Here is a 15,962-nt window from a genome sequence, read left to right on the forward strand (position 1 = left end):
AAGTTCTTGTTGTTGCTCTGGAGTCATTTTTGTCTTTTCCCTACTCTTTTCTCTATCCCATACCCAATTGATGCTTTTGTCAAGTAGTTTATTTGTTCTTCAGCTTTGACTTGCTCCCTTAATATTCTACTCAAAAAAACCTATTAGAAAAGTATTAACTTTAGAGATTGCCATTACCACAAATAAAACTTATTCTGGTATCAAAGGTGATTAAACAAATCACTTTTAACCCAAAAGACAAGGCATTTTGCTTAAGGCATTATGGCTAATCTAAAAAATTCAGAAATGGATTTTGGAGAACGTCTTAATGGGACTTAGACAAAAAAACAATCGAGAAAAGCCTCAACTCCAATCCCCGCTTGGGATTTACTTCGAGAAGCCCAAAATCGCTGAAACCCAGATAGATCAAGGAAAATCATAAATCGAGGTTAACCCTTTGTCCCGTAACATTAAGGGTGTAAAGACAAGAAACTTAAGGAGAAAATCATGACACAAGTGATTCAGACTGGTAAAACTTTAAAGGCAGGCACGGGAAAGATAACAATTAACTTCCCGAAACCATTTGCTCAAATTCCTGTTGTTGTTGTCTCATCTTTTTGGGAAAACGTAGGAAGCCAAGTTGGAAATATTGAGACTATAGACACAATATCTCTTGAGAGCTTCACTATAGTTAGTTCTAATGCTGCTACTAACTACTATGTGAATTGGATTGCAATTTCACAAGAGTAAGTTTGATGGCCTCTCTTCTTAGCATTAGTTGAGCGTGATCGCTCCTTATTCTCGATTAGATTGAAACAACGAAACCCAATACTAATAAAGGTGTGTTACCTTAGTGACATACCTTTTATCTATCAGTCATCAGGAGAGCTTATTTATAGCGTTTCCTGTTCGCAAGAGGTACATTCTCGATGGTGAAAAGCTTAATCAGCAAAGGTTTAACTGTGCCATACAGGTGCGAGAATCGCTATATTTTCTGCTTAGATCAGTTAAAATTGAGGAATGATCGGCCCAGAAATTGGGTTTATCTTCGTACTTAACCTTAACATGAGAGGGAATCAAAGATGCTGGCAATATCGATGTTCTATGAAATCATCGTTTATAGGTATTTTATAGATAACAAACAACACTATATACGGCACATTAACGCTAGGTATCAAGAGGATGAAGTAATTGTCTCAATCCCTGATGGTGAAGTCCTTGAAGGTTCGAGTTAAACTAAAATGATCATCATCTTGCTTGTTAACTAACGAACAATTGACAAACTGATGATCCTGTTATACTAAATTAGGTATAAACCATAATCATTAACCCCAACATGGGAGATAAACCCATTTACTGGATTGGGACGTCAAGGGAAGATATTAGAGATTTTCCTGAAGACGCAAAGCGTAAAGCAGGTTTTCAACTGAGAGCTATTCAACAAGGAGAGAAACCCAATGATTTTAAACCCATTCCCATTATTGGTCAAGGAACAGAAGAAATTAGAATTTGGACAGGAGAAACCTACAGAATCTTTTATGTGGCAAGGTTTAAAGAAGCGATTTATGTCCTTCATGCTTTCGGTAAAAAAACACAGAAAACCTCGAAAAAAGAAATTGAATTGGGACAAAAACGTTATCAACAAATGATTCAATTTAGACAACAATTACAGGAGGAATAACCATGACACAATCTAACCCTATTGAGATCACTTTTGGTAGCGATAACATCTTTGAAGATTTAGGATTTAACAGTGAAGAAGCAACTAACTTAAAAATTAGAGCCGATTTGATGTTAACCTTGCGGTCTTTTATCCAAGAAAAAAGATGGACACAGCAAGAAGCCGCCACTTTTTTCGAGGAAACAAAACCGAAAATTAGTGATTTAATGAATGGAGAAATTAGCCGTTTTACTGTTGATAAATTACTCAGTCTTTTAGATAAAACGGGAATGAAAGTTAAACTCGAAATCTTCACCAAGTAACTTAAAATCATCAACAATTGACCATGAACAAGGGTTACATCCACATGGGAAAAGGATTCAATTCATCTTCCGTCAAAGCTTCTTTTAACCATCCCATGCTAACAGGAACATCATATAATCTTCCTGCCCCTAAACGCTTCCACATATGACGCATTCCGGGGACAATGACTTTAGCCACCCTTAAACCAATATCAGGACGAGTTTGGTCTAATACTAACATTTCCATCCCCTTTGACTCAACAATTCGCTGACACAATTTAACATCCTCTAATAAGTCATCACTAGCTAATTGTAAATAATCATTACTTTTTTTCGGTATTATTTTACTATCGGGAACTAAATAAGATTGATTGCTTAACCTTGCCTTTTGCCACCATTTAACCGCCAAAGGATCCGCAGAAGGATTGTAAATCGTTGTCCCATCGTCCTTAAAAGATAACACATTCGGTAAGATTTGATTAACCTCCGTTAACGCTCGACTAATAGCAATTTTCGGGTCAAAATGCGCCCCATATCCTAATAAAATATCTTCCGCTTCCCGCTCCTTTCTCGGACTAATAGCCGCAAAACAGGGAATATTCAAATCACTGGTAATATCTAACACCCATAGCTCCCGATTTAACCCCTCATAATATTGCTTTAATTGCTCAAAATATGGCTCATTAAAGCTCTCTAAATTAACGGAAGGTTTAACTAATTGATTATACCACCATAAGGCCACACAATCTCGTTCCACTAACTCCATAAATCCTTGTAAAATCGCTTCCTCTATCGTATTTCCTGCGGCACAGCCATTAGAATCCGCCCAACAATCTAAGGGTTCAGATTGAGGATAACCATAATAACAATATCCTGTCGGTAAATACTTAAAATCTTGAGCAGTTAAAGACCATACAGGAGTCCAATCAATGATTCTAGTTTCATCAAAAGGTTCAGGTACTTTTTGAAACCATCCTTGATTCTTCGCATTCCATTCTTCTCGATGTTGATATTGTTTTTCACTAAAATTCATACATTTGTTAGGATGAATAGCTTCATCTCCTAACTCTTGATAACTCGCTTTTTCTCTGATTTCATTCCCTTGAAAACCCCCCGAATAGCGCTCAATAGCTTCACAAAATCCACTTGCTTTTGCTTGACTATCTGTACGGCCTTTTCCCGCACTTCTACCTCCAATATTTTGCCGTAAACTGTCTAAATCATCAAACAGGCCGCGAAAATGATGTTTCGCCACATAAGTATGAACTAAAGCATTCCCTTGTATCTTATTTAATTCTCGCACAATTCCCGTAATGGGACTGATAAGATGTTGATAGGTTCTTAGGGTTTCTTCAGGAGAACAAAAACGATGTCCACCATCATTGGTAAACCCCTTTTTCCGATGTCCCAAAACCACGGGTAAAGGTGTTTTATTTAGAGAATATCCACAACTAGGACAGTTCGGACGTTTAACTAAAATATGCTCTTGAAATTGTAAATTTAAAGTATCATAAGTCATTAGCATTCCTTCTAAACGTTGATTTTTACCTTGAATAATCCACTTAAAAACCTCCATAGCCGTCAGATTTAAAACCGTCTGTATTGTCGCTGAAGAAAATCCTAAAGGAGAAATTAAAGAAATCTTATTTTCTCTCTGTCTAATGATAAATTCCTCCACGGGACGATTATCTCGTAACCGTTGAGCCAAACAATGCCAACAACCAGTTTTATCGGGATCAAATAAGGGACCAATCCAGGCTAGGTTTCCCAGGGGATTAACTAATAACCAAGGCTTGTGCGAGGCTAAAGCTTGTTGATTAATACTCTCTAAATCAGGATGAAGATAATTATCGGTTAAAATAATGGTTAAATCCCCTTCATCTGCGACTTGAACTTGCAAGGAATTTAAAATATTGATCAAATCTTGCTGGGGAATTAAGCCTAGGGTTTTAACTGTAACCTTCAGAGATTGTAATCGTTCAAAAGCTTGGGCTTGAGAAACCTGAAGATGATGGCATAAAATTGCTAAATTAGACGGCAATAATTCTTCTTTTTCTAACAAAAACCCTCGTTTATATAACTGAAAAATCGCTTTTTGAATTGCCAAGCTATAATTAACAATAACTGCGAAGGAATTAGCATTATTGGGATTGATGTCCTGATTTTGTAAAAATTCTAACTGAAGAATATCAATAATTTCATCAAGATTACGTTGACCATCAATTAATCTTACCAAACGATAATAAAGCGGCTCTTGGAAACAGATTGATTCTCGCTCAGATAGAAAAAAGACCGTATTTGGTTCTAAGGTTTCAATTGAGTAGGCAGGATTCCAATCAAGCTGGTTGAACACAATTTTTACTCTCTTTTTAAGGTATAGTTAAGGTTGATTATATACCTATAATATAAGGTTGATAGCAGTCATCTTAATAGTGAGGTGCGAAGTTTTCGTTTTGGGGAACAGGGAGGGAGCAGCCCATTTATGCCAAAATATAAAAGCGATCGCTAAAAGTGATTAAATTTATGCAATATGATACCAAATCCGCTTTTAATAGCATGATTAACTCCCAATCCAACTTTAAAAACCCAGTTATGGATTGTTTTGCCCCTGCTCCCTGCTCCCTGCTCCGCAGCTCCGGCACTCCCCAATCTCCTCCACCTTTTAAACAGGATTTGGTATCAGCCCCCTAATTTCTTCCCTGCCTAAAATTTCTCAATTTCTCGGAATAAATTTGACTACCAAAATCAGGGTAAATAGCCCAAATATCAACTTAATAAAGTTTTAATAGACATTTAAGCCCTAATAGATTAATCTTACTTTTTTTAAAGCCGATATGCTGCCTCGCTAATCCTTTTAAGACTTGAAAACTTGGTATTCTGTCAGGGGTTGGTCGTGAGAGGGGTCAATTTTCAAGGATAATTTGTAACAGAGTGTTGAAAATTCCTTTAATCTTAGTTATGAGCGATCGCCCACCAGAACTAACCCTAGCCGACCAGGCCCCTGCCAACCACGAATGTCGCTCCTGCGGCTACGTTTACGACCCCAGCAAGGGAGATAGTAAAACCAACACTCCCGCTGGAACCCCCTTCGAGGAATTGCCAGAAACGTGGCGCTGTCCCGTGTGTGGTGTGCGTCGTTCCCAATTTATCAACATCGGAGCTAAAGATGCTCCTTCGGGATTCCAAGAAAATCTTAGCTATGGTTTTGGAGTCAACCGTCTGACTCCGGCACAAAAAAATATTTTGATTTTCGGGGCTTTAGCGCTAGGATTTGTTTTCTTTATTAGTTTGTATGGTTTAAACTAACTCAAGCACTCATTATCTTTAATCCAACGGCTCTTATGAGCCTGTAACCCATCGGGTACAAACCCTAATCCGTCCCGATTCCTTGACCAATACCTCTGAACCATTGATGAGAAAACTGAAACAATTCGTAATAGTTCTAGCTGTAGCCTTTTTCTGCTTTAGCTGTAGTAGTGTGCCATCCCTGAGCAGTAGTCCTTGGCAAATCCTCACCCTCGACACTGACTCCACTTTTGCCGATATCGCCTTTACCGACGACCTGCAGCACGGTTGGTTAGTGGGAACCAAATCTACCCTCTTTGAAACCACCGATGGGGGGGACAGCTGGCAGCAAAAAGTCCTCAACCTTGGCGAAGAAAAAGTTAGCTTTAGCGCCGTCAGTTTCCACGACCAAGAGGGTTGGATTGTCGGTAAACCCTCAATTCTTCTCCATAGCGAAGACGGGGGCAGCAGCTGGTCCCGTATCCCCTTAAGTGAAAAATTACCCGGTTCCCCCTACGGAATTATCGCCCTTAACGACAAAACCGCCGAAATGGTTACGGATTTAGGTGCTATCTACCGCACCAAAGACGGAGGCAAAACTTGGCAAGCTTTAGTGGAAGGTGCTGTGGGTGTGGCCCGGACAATTGTTCGTTCCCATGATGGTAAATATGTGGCCGTTTCCGCACGCGGTAACTTTTATTCCACTTGGGAACCGGGGTCAACAGAATGGCAACCCCACAATCGTCTTTCTTCCCGCCGTTTACAAAAAGTCGGTTATGGTGAGAAAGGGGAACTGTGGGCCCTGGCCCGGGGTGGTCAACTACAATTTACTAGCCCCAATGATCTCGATACATGGGAAGATAAGGTATTCCCCGAGTTTTCCACCAGTTGGGGACTTTTAGACCTCAACTACCGCACCCCCGAAGAAATTTGGGTCGCTGGTGGTAGCGGCAATCTCTTGGTCAGTGATGACGGCGGCCAGTCTTGGCAAAAAGATCGCGCGGTGGAAAGTGTCCCCTCCAATCTCTATCGAATTGTTTTTATCAATTCCGACAAGGGTTTTGTCTTGGGACAAGATGGGGTTTTACTGAAATATAATCCCCCTAGCGAACCGGCCTAAAACTTGTGTCAGGGTCAAGAAAGTCTCTATTATAGAGATTGAATTTTTCAAGTCCTATCATTCCGAGGAGAACCGTCCATGTCAGGTAGTACCGGCGAACGTCCTTTTGGCGATATCGTTACCAGTATTCGTTACTGGATTATCCATAGCATCACCATCCCCATGCTGTTTATCGCAGGTTGGTTATTCGTGAGTACTGGTTTAGCTTACGATGTTTTTGGCACTCCCCGTCCCGATGAGTATTACACTCAAGAGCGTCAAGAATTACCGATCATTAATGATCGCTTTGAGGCCAAAAATCAAATCGAGCAGTTTAATCAGTAGTTTACTTTAATTAAGGATAAAAACAATGGCTAGTGGTAATCCCAATCAACCCATTTCTTACCCCATTTTCACCGTTCGCTGGTTGGCAGTTCATACCTTAGCGGTTCCCACTGTCTTCTTTATCGGTGCAATTGCGGCAATGCAGTTTATTCAACGCTAGGAGAACAATTATGGAAAGAACACCTAATCCGAATCGGCAAGCTGTCGAGTTAAATCGTACTTCTCTTTACCTAGGTTTACTCCTAGTTGCTGTCTTGGGAATTTTATTTTCCAGCTATTTCTTTAACTAATTAGTCCCGATTTATTGTCATCGCAATTAGGAGGTGTTATTCATGTTCGCAGAAGGTCGTATTCCTTTGTGGTTAGTCGCCACCATCGCCGGTCTAGGCGTTATCGCTGTGCTTGGTCTTTTCTTCTACGGAGCTTACGCCGGTTTAGGTTCCTCTATGTAATTCCATTACGGGTAATTTCCCCCAGCAAAAAGCCGTTAGTTATAGAAATAACTAGCGGTTTTTTCAGTATTCGGTGAAAAGTAAAGCTCTATCGAACTTTAATACCAAATCCGTTTTTAATAGTGTGATTAACTCTCAAGTTATGAATTGTTTCTCCCTTCTCCCCACACCCCACACCCCACACCCCACACCCTGCCCCCACGAAAAACTTTTTCAGCAGACCCTAATTAAAAAAAGGAGTCAAAGACTTGACTCCTTTAGTTATATGGATGATTTAGCTAAAACTAAACCTCTTGTTTACGAGTGCTAAGATCACCCAATTTTTGGAATAAACCGAATTCCACTTGTTCTTCCAGATCCGGATCGACCCCGGCGAATACGTCGCGGTAGATGGTACGAGAACCGTGCCAGATGTGACCGAAGAAGAATAGTAAAGCAAAGACAGCATGACCGAAAGTAAACCAACCTCTTGGAGAAGTGCGGAATACCCCGTCAGACTTCAGGGTTTCGGTGTCAAACTCGAAAGCTTCACCGAGTTGCGCTCTACGCGCAAATTTCTTCACATCAGCAGGATCGCTAAACACCTGGCCATCGAGAGAGCCACCGTAGAAAGAAACGGTGACACCACTTTGTTCGATACTCAGTTTCGATTCCGCACGACGGAAAGGAATATCAGCGCGAACGATACCTTCCGAGTCAGTCAGGACAACGGGGAAGGTTTCAAAGAAGTTAGGCATCCGACGCACGCTGAGGACGCGACCTTCGCCATCTTTGAAAACAGGGTGTCCTAACCAAGATTTAGCGATACCGTCACCGCTGTCCATGGCACCAGTACGGAATAAACCACCTTTAGCGGGGCTATTACCGACATAATCATAGAAAGCCAGTTTTTCGGGGATTGCTTGGTAAGCTTCGGCGATGGTGGCTCCGTTGGCGATGCTGGCCTCGACGCGACGCTCAATTTCTTCTTGGAAATAGCCCTTATCCCATTGGTAACGGGTCGGGCCAAAGAGTTCGATCGGGGTAGTAGCATTACCGTACCACATGGTTCCAGCCACGACGAAAGCGGCAAAGAAAACAGCGGCGATACTGCTAGAAAGCACCGTTTCGATATTACCCATTCTCAGGGCTTTATAGAGTCTTTCGGGGGGACGGACGGTTAAATGGAATAAACCGGCGATAATCCCGACGATACCCGCAGCAATGTGGTGAGCTACCACACCCCCGGGGTTAAAGGGGTTAAAACCAGCCGGTCCCCATTCGGGAGCTACGGGCTGCACATGACCGGTTAAACCGTAGGCATCGGAAACCCACATCCCGGGACCCCAAAGGCCTGTTTGATGGAAAGCACCGAAACCAAAGCAAAGTAAACCGGATAAGAACAGGTGAATACCGAACATTTTCGGCAAATCGAGGGCAGATTCGCCCGTGCGGGGATCGACGAATAATTCTAAATCCCAGAAAACCCAGTGCCAAACCGCCGCTAGGAATAGCAGACCGGATAAGACGATATGAGCGGCGGCAACGCCTTCAAAAGACCAGAAACCGGGGTCAACACCAGTTTCGCCGGTGACGCTCCAGCCACCCCATGAACCAGTGACACCTAAACGGGCCATGAAGGGCAGCACGAACATTCCTTGCCGCCACATCGGGTTTAATACGGGGTCACTGGGGTCGAAAATAGCAAGCTCATAGAGGGCCATGGAGCCAGCCCAACCCGCTACCAGTGCGGTGTGCATCAGGTGAACGGAAATTAAACGGCCCGGGTCGTTGAGAACGACTGTGTGTACTCGATACCAAGGTAGTCCCATTGACTACGCTCCTCCTATTGACAATTTAGTGTCCACTTAGACGCTTTTTATATTCAGGGTGAAAATATAAGCCCAACACTCTCGACGGTTAAGTGCAAGAGTTAGCCGACCTACATTATCCCTTGAAAAGTGTATCTATTCTAAAGAAGTGTAACTATTGTTAGAACAGATTTCAAGTCTTTGCGATCGATCTTCGGCCAGAATATTCCAGATCAGGGAGTGGGGTGTGGGGTGTGGGGTGTGGGGTGTAGGGTGTGGGGTGTGGGGTGTAGGGTGTGGGGTGTAGGGTGTAGGGTGTGGGCTGTGGGCTGTGGGGAGATGGGGAATTATGACTGATAACTGATAACTGATAACTGATAACTGATTACTTCCTCAGCACTTCTTCGGCATTTTGCAGGATTTCGAGGACTTGTTCGGCACTAATCAAGCGTTTTAGCACCACTTGCCCGATGGTGGGGACAGTATCGGCAATTTCGGCACTCTTGGGGGCAACTTCTACCATAATCACGGCTTCTTCCACCTTATAAAGCCATAAAACCTGTTCTCCCTCTAAAATACCGATATTTAATCGCTCTATCTGCGGTGGTCGTCGCCAACTACTCGCGTGATCCCACAAACCGCCAAATTCCCACACCCGTCCTATCGTCCAACCTGCCGTTAAGAAAAAATATTTCACTTTGTTACTCAATCTAGAATCAATCTCTAGCTTTCTGGCTTAATTAGTTTTCAGCCGTCAAATTTTATCAAAAAACTGCTAACGTCCCGTTAATTTCACCACCCCAATGCCCCCAAAGTATAGACCCAAGACCGCCCCTGCTAACAGGGATTGGGTGAGAGGATCTGTGGAAGGGGTTAAAATCGCGCCTAAAATCACCGCCCCCAAAACCACAAAACGCCAGCCCGATAACATCGTTTGCGAGGAAATGATGCCTAAAAAGCTCAAAATCAATTGAATAACGGGAATTTGAAAGGCGATGCCGGTACTAAAAAGTAAAAGTAAGACAAATTCAAAATAGCGCTCGATCGACCAAGCTTGTTCGACCACTTCCGCCCCATAATTGACAAAAAAGTTTAAAGCGGCGGGAATCAGGGCAATATAGGCAAAAAATAAACCGGCAAAAAATAAGACACTCGATCCTAACACTACCGGGACAATTAAACGCCGTTCGCGACGGGTTAACCCCGGCAGCACAAAGAGGATAATTTGCAAGAGAATGACGGGACTAGCCACCAGTATGCCGCTATATCCAGCTACTTTTAGGGAGACGAAAAAAAATTCTCCCGGGGCCAACTGCAAAAATTTTACCCCTTGGGCAGGGACTTCCAGCACTTGTACTAGGGGTTTAACGAAGATAAAACATCCCACCGCACCCACAGCCACGGCAATTAAACTATAAAAAATCCGGCGCCGCAACTCCTCCAAGTGGTCAAATAAGGACATTTCCACTTCTCCGGGTAACTCATCGAGATATTCGGGACTGTCTGGGGGCGGGGTTTTTACTTCTGTCGATGACATGGCTTTGGCTCGATCGTTCTCTACTCAAGCCTTTATCCTAGCATTGTTGACCCTTGGGCTTGAATCAGTTATCAGTTATCAGTTACCAGTTATCAGATGTGAGTTTTTAGTGGACAGTCTTAATCGGGGGTCAGTATTCAGCTTTTATTTATTCTCCCTGCTCCCCATCTCCCCATCTCCCCATCTCCCCATCTCCCCATCTCCCCATCTCCCCATCTCCCCATCTCCCCATCTCCCCACTTCCCCACTCCCCTTAAAAAAAATTTGCTATGATTTAGGAACTTGTTTAGTATTTGGTAAAAATAACCATAAGTGCCACCGTGTTCACAACTGTTCAACCCGCAAATCGATCGAGCTTACCTGATGACCTATTTACGGCAATTAAAGAGCTTAAACGGGAATTAAACGCCGTTATTCTGGCTCACTACTATCAAAATTCTGACATACAGGATATAGCTGATTATATTGGTGATTCTCTCGGTTTATCCCAACAGGCTGCCCGAACGCCAGCAGATGTGATCGTATTTGCGGGGGTTCACTTCATGGCAGAAACAGCTAAAATCTTAAACCCAGATAAGTTGGTATTGCTGCCGGATTTAGATGCAGGATGTTCTTTAGCTGATAGTTGTCATCCTGAGGATTTTGCTCGTTTTAAAGCCCAATATCCCGATCATATCGTGATTTCCTATATCAATTGCAGTGCAGAAATTAAGTCCATGAGTGATATTATCTGCACCAGTTCCAACGCAGTCAAAATAGTTAATCAAATCCCTGCCCATCAACCGATTATCTTCGCTCCCGATCGCAATTTAGGCCGTTACGTCAGTCAGCAAACTGGTAGAGATTTAGTTCTCTGGCAGGGTAGTTGTATTGTTCATGAAACTTTTTCCGAACGCAAGATAATAGAATTAAAAGTCGCCCATCCAGAAGCAAAAATTATCGCCCATCCTGAGTGTGAAGCATCGGTTTTACGCCATGCCGATTATATTGGTTCCACGACGGCACTATTAAATTATTCCCTGAAAAGTTCCGAAAAAACCTTTATTGTCGCCACAGAACCGGGGATTATTCACCAGATGCAAAAATCCGCCCCAGAGAAACTATTTATCCCCGCACCAGCTTTAAATAACTGTGCTTGTAATGAGTGTCCCTACATGAGAATGAACACTCTCGAAAAATTGTATCTCTGTATGCGAGATAAAACTCCAGAAATTACTATTTCTGAAGATTTAAGAGTTAAGGCACTGTTGCCGATTCAAAGAATGTTAGAAATGTCTTAATCAGTTATCAGTTATCAGTTATCAGTTATCAGTTATCAGTTATCAGATTTGAGTTTTAAGTGTGCAGTATGGATTAAGTGAGCCTCATCAAATGCCAGTTTCCTACTGTCTTTTCACTGATTACTGTTTACTGATTACTGATTACTGTTCAGTGAAATGCTGAAGATAAATTTTTTCGTTGTGTTTGATGGATTGAAAAAAATCGACAATGGGACGAGGATAATTAACCCCTAAAATCACGCCATAACGCCTTTGTTCCTCTGGGGATAATTTATAAGGTTCGTGAATTTTATCGCCTTTTATTAGGGCTAATTCGGGCAACCAGTGACGTAAATACCCACCTTTGGGATCATAATCTTTCGACTGTTTAGGGATATTAAAATAACGAAACCCTCGCGCGTCATTGCCGACACCAGCAGTGTAATTCCAATTACCCCAATTACTACAGACATCGTAATCAATTAATAACGACTCGAACCATTCTGCTCCCATACACCAATCAATACCGAGATTTTTGCTCAGAAAACTAGCGACATTTTGCCGGCCACGATTCGACATAAATCCTGTAGCGGCTAATTCTCTCATATTAGCATCTACAAGGGGATAACCGGTTTTTCCATCACACCAGAGATTAAATCTTTCCCAATCTTCTAGCCAAGGTAAATAAAGTTCTTGCAAACCGGATTTATAGAAGATTTTATTACCGTGTTTACTGCAAATAAATCGGAAAAAATCTCGCCATAATAATTCAAAAATCAGCCAATAGGTAGAGTCATTTTTTACTCTTATTTGTTCATATTTTTGTACTTCCTCATAGATATAACGGGGGGAAAGACAGCCAAAACTTAACCAAGCTGAGAATTTTGAGGAATAATTAGTCCCTAACATTTCATTGCGGGTTTCCTTATAGGTTTTTAAGGAATCACTATCCCAAATATATTCTTTAACCCTTGATTTTCCTGCCATTTCACCCCCTTGAAACGACAAAACACCTCCCCGGTCTAGAATTGGTTCTGTTAAGCCTAAATCGTTTAAACTGGGAAGGTTTCCCAACTCTATTTTAGGCAATTTTGTCAACTTTTTCGGCGTGGGATAAGTTGCTCTTATTTGCCAATGACGTTCTACTTGTTTACGAAAATTAGTAAATAATTCCGGCAGTTGATTAAGGGTAAAAGGTAGATCATCGGGATGGTATAAAGTGGCTGTCCAAAAAGTTTTTATCTGCACAGGAACCCCGGATAAAGCCTTATTTACCGCTTTTTCTACCGCTAATTCCTCTGCTGTTACCTCTTGATGATAATAAACCTTGGCTATCTGCAATTCTTGAACTAATTGTGGGATAATGTCTTCTGGTTTTCCCCGTCGGATAATTAAATTACCGCCTAAACTTTCCAGAGATTGTCGCAAATCTGCTACGCTTTCTAATAAAAATTTAGCCCGGAACTTGCCAGTTTTTGGAAACCCGTAGGAAGTAAAACCAAATTGACGCTCATCAAAACAATAGAAGGGAATTATCTCGAATTGTTCTTGAATGGCTCGATAAATTGCCTCGTGATCGTGAACCCGCAGATCATTGCGATACCAAATTAAAACCCGCATTTAACATCAATTAAAAGTTGATAACTGATCAATAGTAACTGGGATGGGATTTAATTATCTTTTGCCGTAGTAATGGCCATAGTAACGATAATTGTGGTCTTTCCGACTAACATTATTAGCCACTAAACCTAACACGGAAATGTGGGATAATCTCAGATCTTCCAGCAGATTTTTAAGCGCAAAGCGATCGGTTTTGCCCAGTTTGGTGACGAGAATTAGGCCAGTGGCCATGGCGGCGAGAATTTTCGCATCGGCAAAAGCACCGATAGGTGGTAGATCGTAGATAATTAGATCGAAGGCGTGGTCTTGCTGTAATTGCGAGATCATCTCCTGCATTCTCTGGGAAGAAAGCAAGCGGGTGGGATCCGGGGGAATTGAACCGGCGGTAAGAATCGATAAATTCTCGTGGCGGGGTAGGGATTGAACAGCCTCTTTCCAATCGAGACCCTCGGCGAGGACATTACTAAGGCCGTGGTCGTTATCGAGATTAAGTCGCAGGTGAGTCTGGGGTCGTCGCAGGTCGGCATCCACCAATAAGACTTTTTGTCCCATACGAGCGGCAGCCTTAGCGATATTTATTGCCATGGTGGTTTTACCATCTCCGGGTGATAAAGAACTAATCACGAGGGACTTGAGGGGGGAATCGGAACCGAGGAGGCGAATATTGGTGTTAAGAGTGTGGAAAGCCTCCGAGAAGGGGGAGAAATTATAGTAGTAGGGGTTTTCGTTGGCTGATTTTGGGGTACTATTAGGGATAGTGATTTTGCGATCGCCGACTGTTAACTGGGGTAGGGCGGCGGTGATCACTTTTTCGATCTTATCGAGGTCTTTTTGCCAGGGAATTGCGCCTAAAAGGGGCAGTTTGGTATCTTCTTTTAGTTCATCTGCACTATGATGAACGGGGTCTAATCTTTCAGCTAAAAAGGCTGCCCCTAGGCCTAGTAACAGGCCACCAATAACCCCTAAAGCGAGATTTCGCACGGGTTTAGGAGAAACGAAATCTTCCTCTACTTCTGGAGGGGAAATTAGTTGCCAAGGCACCACTTGTTGTGCCACCTTGAGTTGGAGTTTTTGTTGTTCCTCCAGAAAACGACCGAGACTGGTGGTGGCAATTTCCAATTCTCGCTGCAAATCCGTATAACGACGGGCTAAAACCGCCAGATTTTTGACCGAGCCTTTCTGTTGTTCAAGGGCTTGGGCAAGAGATTCTACCTTAATTTCTAGGGTTTGGCGGGTGTTAGCGGCTTCTACCAATTGCTGGGTTAATTCTACCCGCAGAGCGCTCCGTGATACCAAAGCCGGGGAGTCACCCACTGTCTGGGGCAGTTTTTCCCCTAGGGTTCTCTGGGCTTCTTTTTGCAGTAGGGGCAGTAAATTAGCTCTTTTTTCCTCTAGGGTGGCGATTATCGGGCTATCTTTCGCAAAAACTGCCGATTGTTTCGCCAGTTCCACTTCCACTTCCTGTAGCTGCTGGAGCAAATCTTGATAACCGGGAGATTCACTGAGATAAGTGGCGATAATTGCCTGATTAGGGGCTAATCCCACCTGTTGCTGTAAAGCTTGATAGCGAGAGTTAATTTCGTTAAGGGCAACTTGGGCTGCCCGATACTCTTGTTCGGTAGCGGTTAACTGTTGTGATAAACGAGTCGCCTCTTTATCGGGATCCAGGAAATTGTATTGCTGCCGGAATTGCTGCATTTGTTTTTGTAGAGAATTAACTCGTTCCCGCAGCACCGGCAATTGAGCGTTAACAAAATCTAACCCTTGATTAGTTTCGGTCTTCCGTTCCTGAGAACTATAGTTTAGGTAATGACGGGCTAAATTATCTAAAACCAGCTTAATTTTTTCCGGTTCCGCATCTTGATAGGAAATTTCTAAAACTTTCGTCTCTTTTAATTGACTAATTTTGAGATCAGATTTGCCAGTTTCACTAATTAAATCACTGTAGGTAAAATCGGGATACTTAGGGGTTATTTTACTAAGGATGGGGTTAAGAAGTTGAGGACTGGTTAAAACAGCGATTTGGGTATCATAATCGATGTTCTCTCCACCTAACTGAGGTAGGATATCTTGGGCTGCCAGTCTGGAAGAACTTTTATTTTCCTCAATCGGTTGACCGATGAGTAGCAGGAATTTGCCTTGATAGATAGGGGTTTTTAAGAAAGTCCAAGCTGTGATCGCTCCTGTCACCCCTAGGGTGATGCCAGCGATTATCCACCAGCGATGCTTGACCACAGAAAGGACTTGACGCAGGTTGAGTTCCTCTTCTTCTTGCGTCGGGGAGGGGATAAAAGCCGGTTGGGCAAAAACTGGCAGATTTGCTTGACTTTGGGTTTTTAAAGCCCCGTTTTGTTGGTTGTTCATCATTAATCAAATAGTCAAGGGATAACTGTATTAAAAGATTTTCCGGTGGCAATCTGGCTCGATTAGTCACCGCTCAATCATAACACCGTGCTACAATGATAACCCTAGTTTTTCCGGTAATACCAAATAAGGTGCGTTTAACCTAGTCAATGGGGAGCATCTCACCTTTGTAACCCCTAAATCAGGTTTTTATGTCAAGCTATTTTGAAAGCCTTGCTAGAAACCAGTTTTATGGATAAGTATAATTACTCACTTGCGTAAATGAGATGC

At 42.6% G+C, this 15,962-nt stretch carries 17 protein-coding genes; 11 read left to right on the forward strand and 6 right to left on the reverse strand.

Features of this window, described 5'->3' with window-relative positions; all coding sequences use genetic code 11:
* Nucleotides 1-486: 486 nt before the first annotated feature.
* From EWV68_RS21390 to EWV68_RS21405, 4 genes are all read left to right on the forward strand, one after another.
* A complete protein-coding gene (locus EWV68_RS21390) occupies nucleotides 487-729 on the forward strand; it encodes an H-type lectin domain-containing protein (RefSeq protein ID WP_061431899.1) in 243 nt (80 codons plus the stop codon).
* A 347-nt stretch (nucleotides 730-1,076) separates the two neighbouring features.
* A complete protein-coding gene (locus EWV68_RS21395) occupies nucleotides 1,077-1,214 on the forward strand; it encodes a DUF4160 domain-containing protein (RefSeq protein WP_239698113.1) in 138 nt (45 codons plus the stop codon).
* A 101-nt stretch (nucleotides 1,215-1,315) separates the two neighbouring features.
* A complete protein-coding gene (locus tag EWV68_RS21400; RefSeq protein ID WP_287170970.1) occupies nucleotides 1,316-1,660 on the forward strand; it encodes a type II toxin-antitoxin system RelE/ParE family toxin in 345 nt (114 codons plus the stop codon).
* Nucleotides 1,661-1,662: 2 nt separating this feature from the next.
* Complete coding sequence (locus EWV68_RS21405) at nucleotides 1,663-1,962, forward strand: helix-turn-helix domain-containing protein (protein WP_002757640.1); 300 nt, start codon at nucleotides 1,663-1,665, stop codon at nucleotides 1,960-1,962.
* A gap of 34 nt (nucleotides 1,963-1,996) precedes the next feature.
* Here the strand turns inward: EWV68_RS21405 and EWV68_RS21410 are convergent, their stop codons facing one another.
* Nucleotides 1,997-4,294 carry a TOMM precursor leader peptide-binding protein gene (locus tag EWV68_RS21410; RefSeq protein ID WP_287170973.1) on the reverse strand — a complete coding sequence of 766 codons (2,298 nt, stop codon included), beginning with the start codon at nucleotides 4,292-4,294 and terminating at the stop codon, nucleotides 1,997-1,999.
* Nucleotides 4,295-4,899: 605 nt separating this feature from the next.
* On the opposite strand from EWV68_RS21410, the gene EWV68_RS21415 reads away from it, so the two are divergent.
* The 6 genes from EWV68_RS21415 to EWV68_RS21440 all read left to right on the forward strand — a co-directional run bounded on the left by EWV68_RS21415 (nucleotide 4,900) and on the right by EWV68_RS21440 (nucleotide 7,122).
* On the forward strand, nucleotides 4,900-5,247 hold the full coding sequence (locus tag EWV68_RS21415) for a rubredoxin (protein ID WP_002736293.1): 348 nt from the start codon (nucleotides 4,900-4,902) through the stop codon (nucleotides 5,245-5,247).
* Nucleotides 5,248-5,353: 106 nt separating this feature from the next.
* On the forward strand, nucleotides 5,354-6,346 hold the full coding sequence (locus EWV68_RS21420) for a photosynthesis system II assembly factor Ycf48 (protein WP_287170976.1): 993 nt from the start codon (nucleotides 5,354-5,356) through the stop codon (nucleotides 6,344-6,346).
* Nucleotides 6,347-6,424: 78 nt separating this feature from the next.
* Nucleotides 6,425-6,670 (forward strand): cytochrome b559 subunit alpha, encoded by a 246-nt coding sequence (gene psbE, locus EWV68_RS21425; RefSeq protein WP_002749269.1) that lies wholly within the window; start codon nucleotides 6,425-6,427, stop codon nucleotides 6,668-6,670.
* 25 nt (nucleotides 6,671-6,695) lie between these two features.
* On the forward strand, nucleotides 6,696-6,830 hold the full coding sequence (psbF, locus tag EWV68_RS21430; RefSeq protein ID WP_002736175.1) for a cytochrome b559 subunit beta: 135 nt from the start codon (nucleotides 6,696-6,698) through the stop codon (nucleotides 6,828-6,830).
* A 10-nt stretch (nucleotides 6,831-6,840) separates the two neighbouring features.
* Complete coding sequence (gene psbL, locus EWV68_RS21435) at nucleotides 6,841-6,960, forward strand: photosystem II reaction center protein PsbL (RefSeq protein ID WP_002735805.1); 120 nt, start codon at nucleotides 6,841-6,843, stop codon at nucleotides 6,958-6,960.
* Nucleotides 6,961-7,002: 42 nt separating this feature from the next.
* A complete protein-coding gene (locus EWV68_RS21440) occupies nucleotides 7,003-7,122 on the forward strand; it encodes a photosystem II reaction center protein J (protein WP_002736108.1) in 120 nt (39 codons plus the stop codon).
* A gap of 284 nt (nucleotides 7,123-7,406) precedes the next feature.
* Here EWV68_RS21440 and psbB read toward each other — a convergent pair whose 3' ends face one another.
* The 3 genes from psbB to tatC all read right to left on the reverse strand — a co-directional run bounded on the left by psbB (nucleotide 7,407) and on the right by tatC (nucleotide 10,449).
* Nucleotides 7,407-8,933 (reverse strand): photosystem II chlorophyll-binding protein CP47, encoded by a 1,527-nt coding sequence (gene psbB, locus EWV68_RS21445; RefSeq protein WP_002735904.1) that lies wholly within the window; start codon nucleotides 8,931-8,933, stop codon nucleotides 7,407-7,409.
* Between the two features lie 364 nt (nucleotides 8,934-9,297).
* Nucleotides 9,298-9,609 (reverse strand): hypothetical protein, encoded by a 312-nt coding sequence (locus EWV68_RS21450; RefSeq protein ID WP_002798470.1) that lies wholly within the window; start codon nucleotides 9,607-9,609, stop codon nucleotides 9,298-9,300.
* Nucleotides 9,610-9,687: 78 nt separating this feature from the next.
* Complete coding sequence (gene tatC / locus EWV68_RS21455) at nucleotides 9,688-10,449, reverse strand: twin-arginine translocase subunit TatC (protein ID WP_052275580.1); 762 nt, start codon at nucleotides 10,447-10,449, stop codon at nucleotides 9,688-9,690.
* A gap of 320 nt (nucleotides 10,450-10,769) precedes the next feature.
* Here tatC and nadA point away from each other — a divergent pair, with 320 nt between their 5' ends.
* A complete protein-coding gene (gene nadA / locus EWV68_RS21460; RefSeq protein ID WP_287170978.1) occupies nucleotides 10,770-11,729 on the forward strand; it encodes a quinolinate synthase NadA in 960 nt (319 codons plus the stop codon).
* Nucleotides 11,730-11,870: 141 nt separating this feature from the next.
* Here nadA and EWV68_RS21465 read toward each other — a convergent pair whose 3' ends face one another.
* Both EWV68_RS21465 and EWV68_RS21470 read right to left on the reverse strand, forming a co-directional pair.
* Nucleotides 11,871-13,328, reverse strand: coding sequence for a DASH family cryptochrome (locus EWV68_RS21465; protein ID WP_287170980.1), 1,458 nt, complete (start codon nucleotides 13,326-13,328; stop codon nucleotides 11,871-11,873).
* A 54-nt stretch (nucleotides 13,329-13,382) separates the two neighbouring features.
* Complete coding sequence (locus tag EWV68_RS21470) at nucleotides 13,383-15,695, reverse strand: GumC family protein (RefSeq protein WP_287170984.1); 2,313 nt, start codon at nucleotides 15,693-15,695, stop codon at nucleotides 13,383-13,385.
* Nucleotides 15,696-15,962 lie beyond the last annotated feature (267 nt).

This window comes from Microcystis sp. M_QC_C_20170808_M9Col, assembly GCF_007095495.1.
Taxonomy (GTDB): domain Bacteria; phylum Cyanobacteriota; class Cyanobacteriia; order Cyanobacteriales; family Microcystaceae; genus Microcystis; species Microcystis aeruginosa.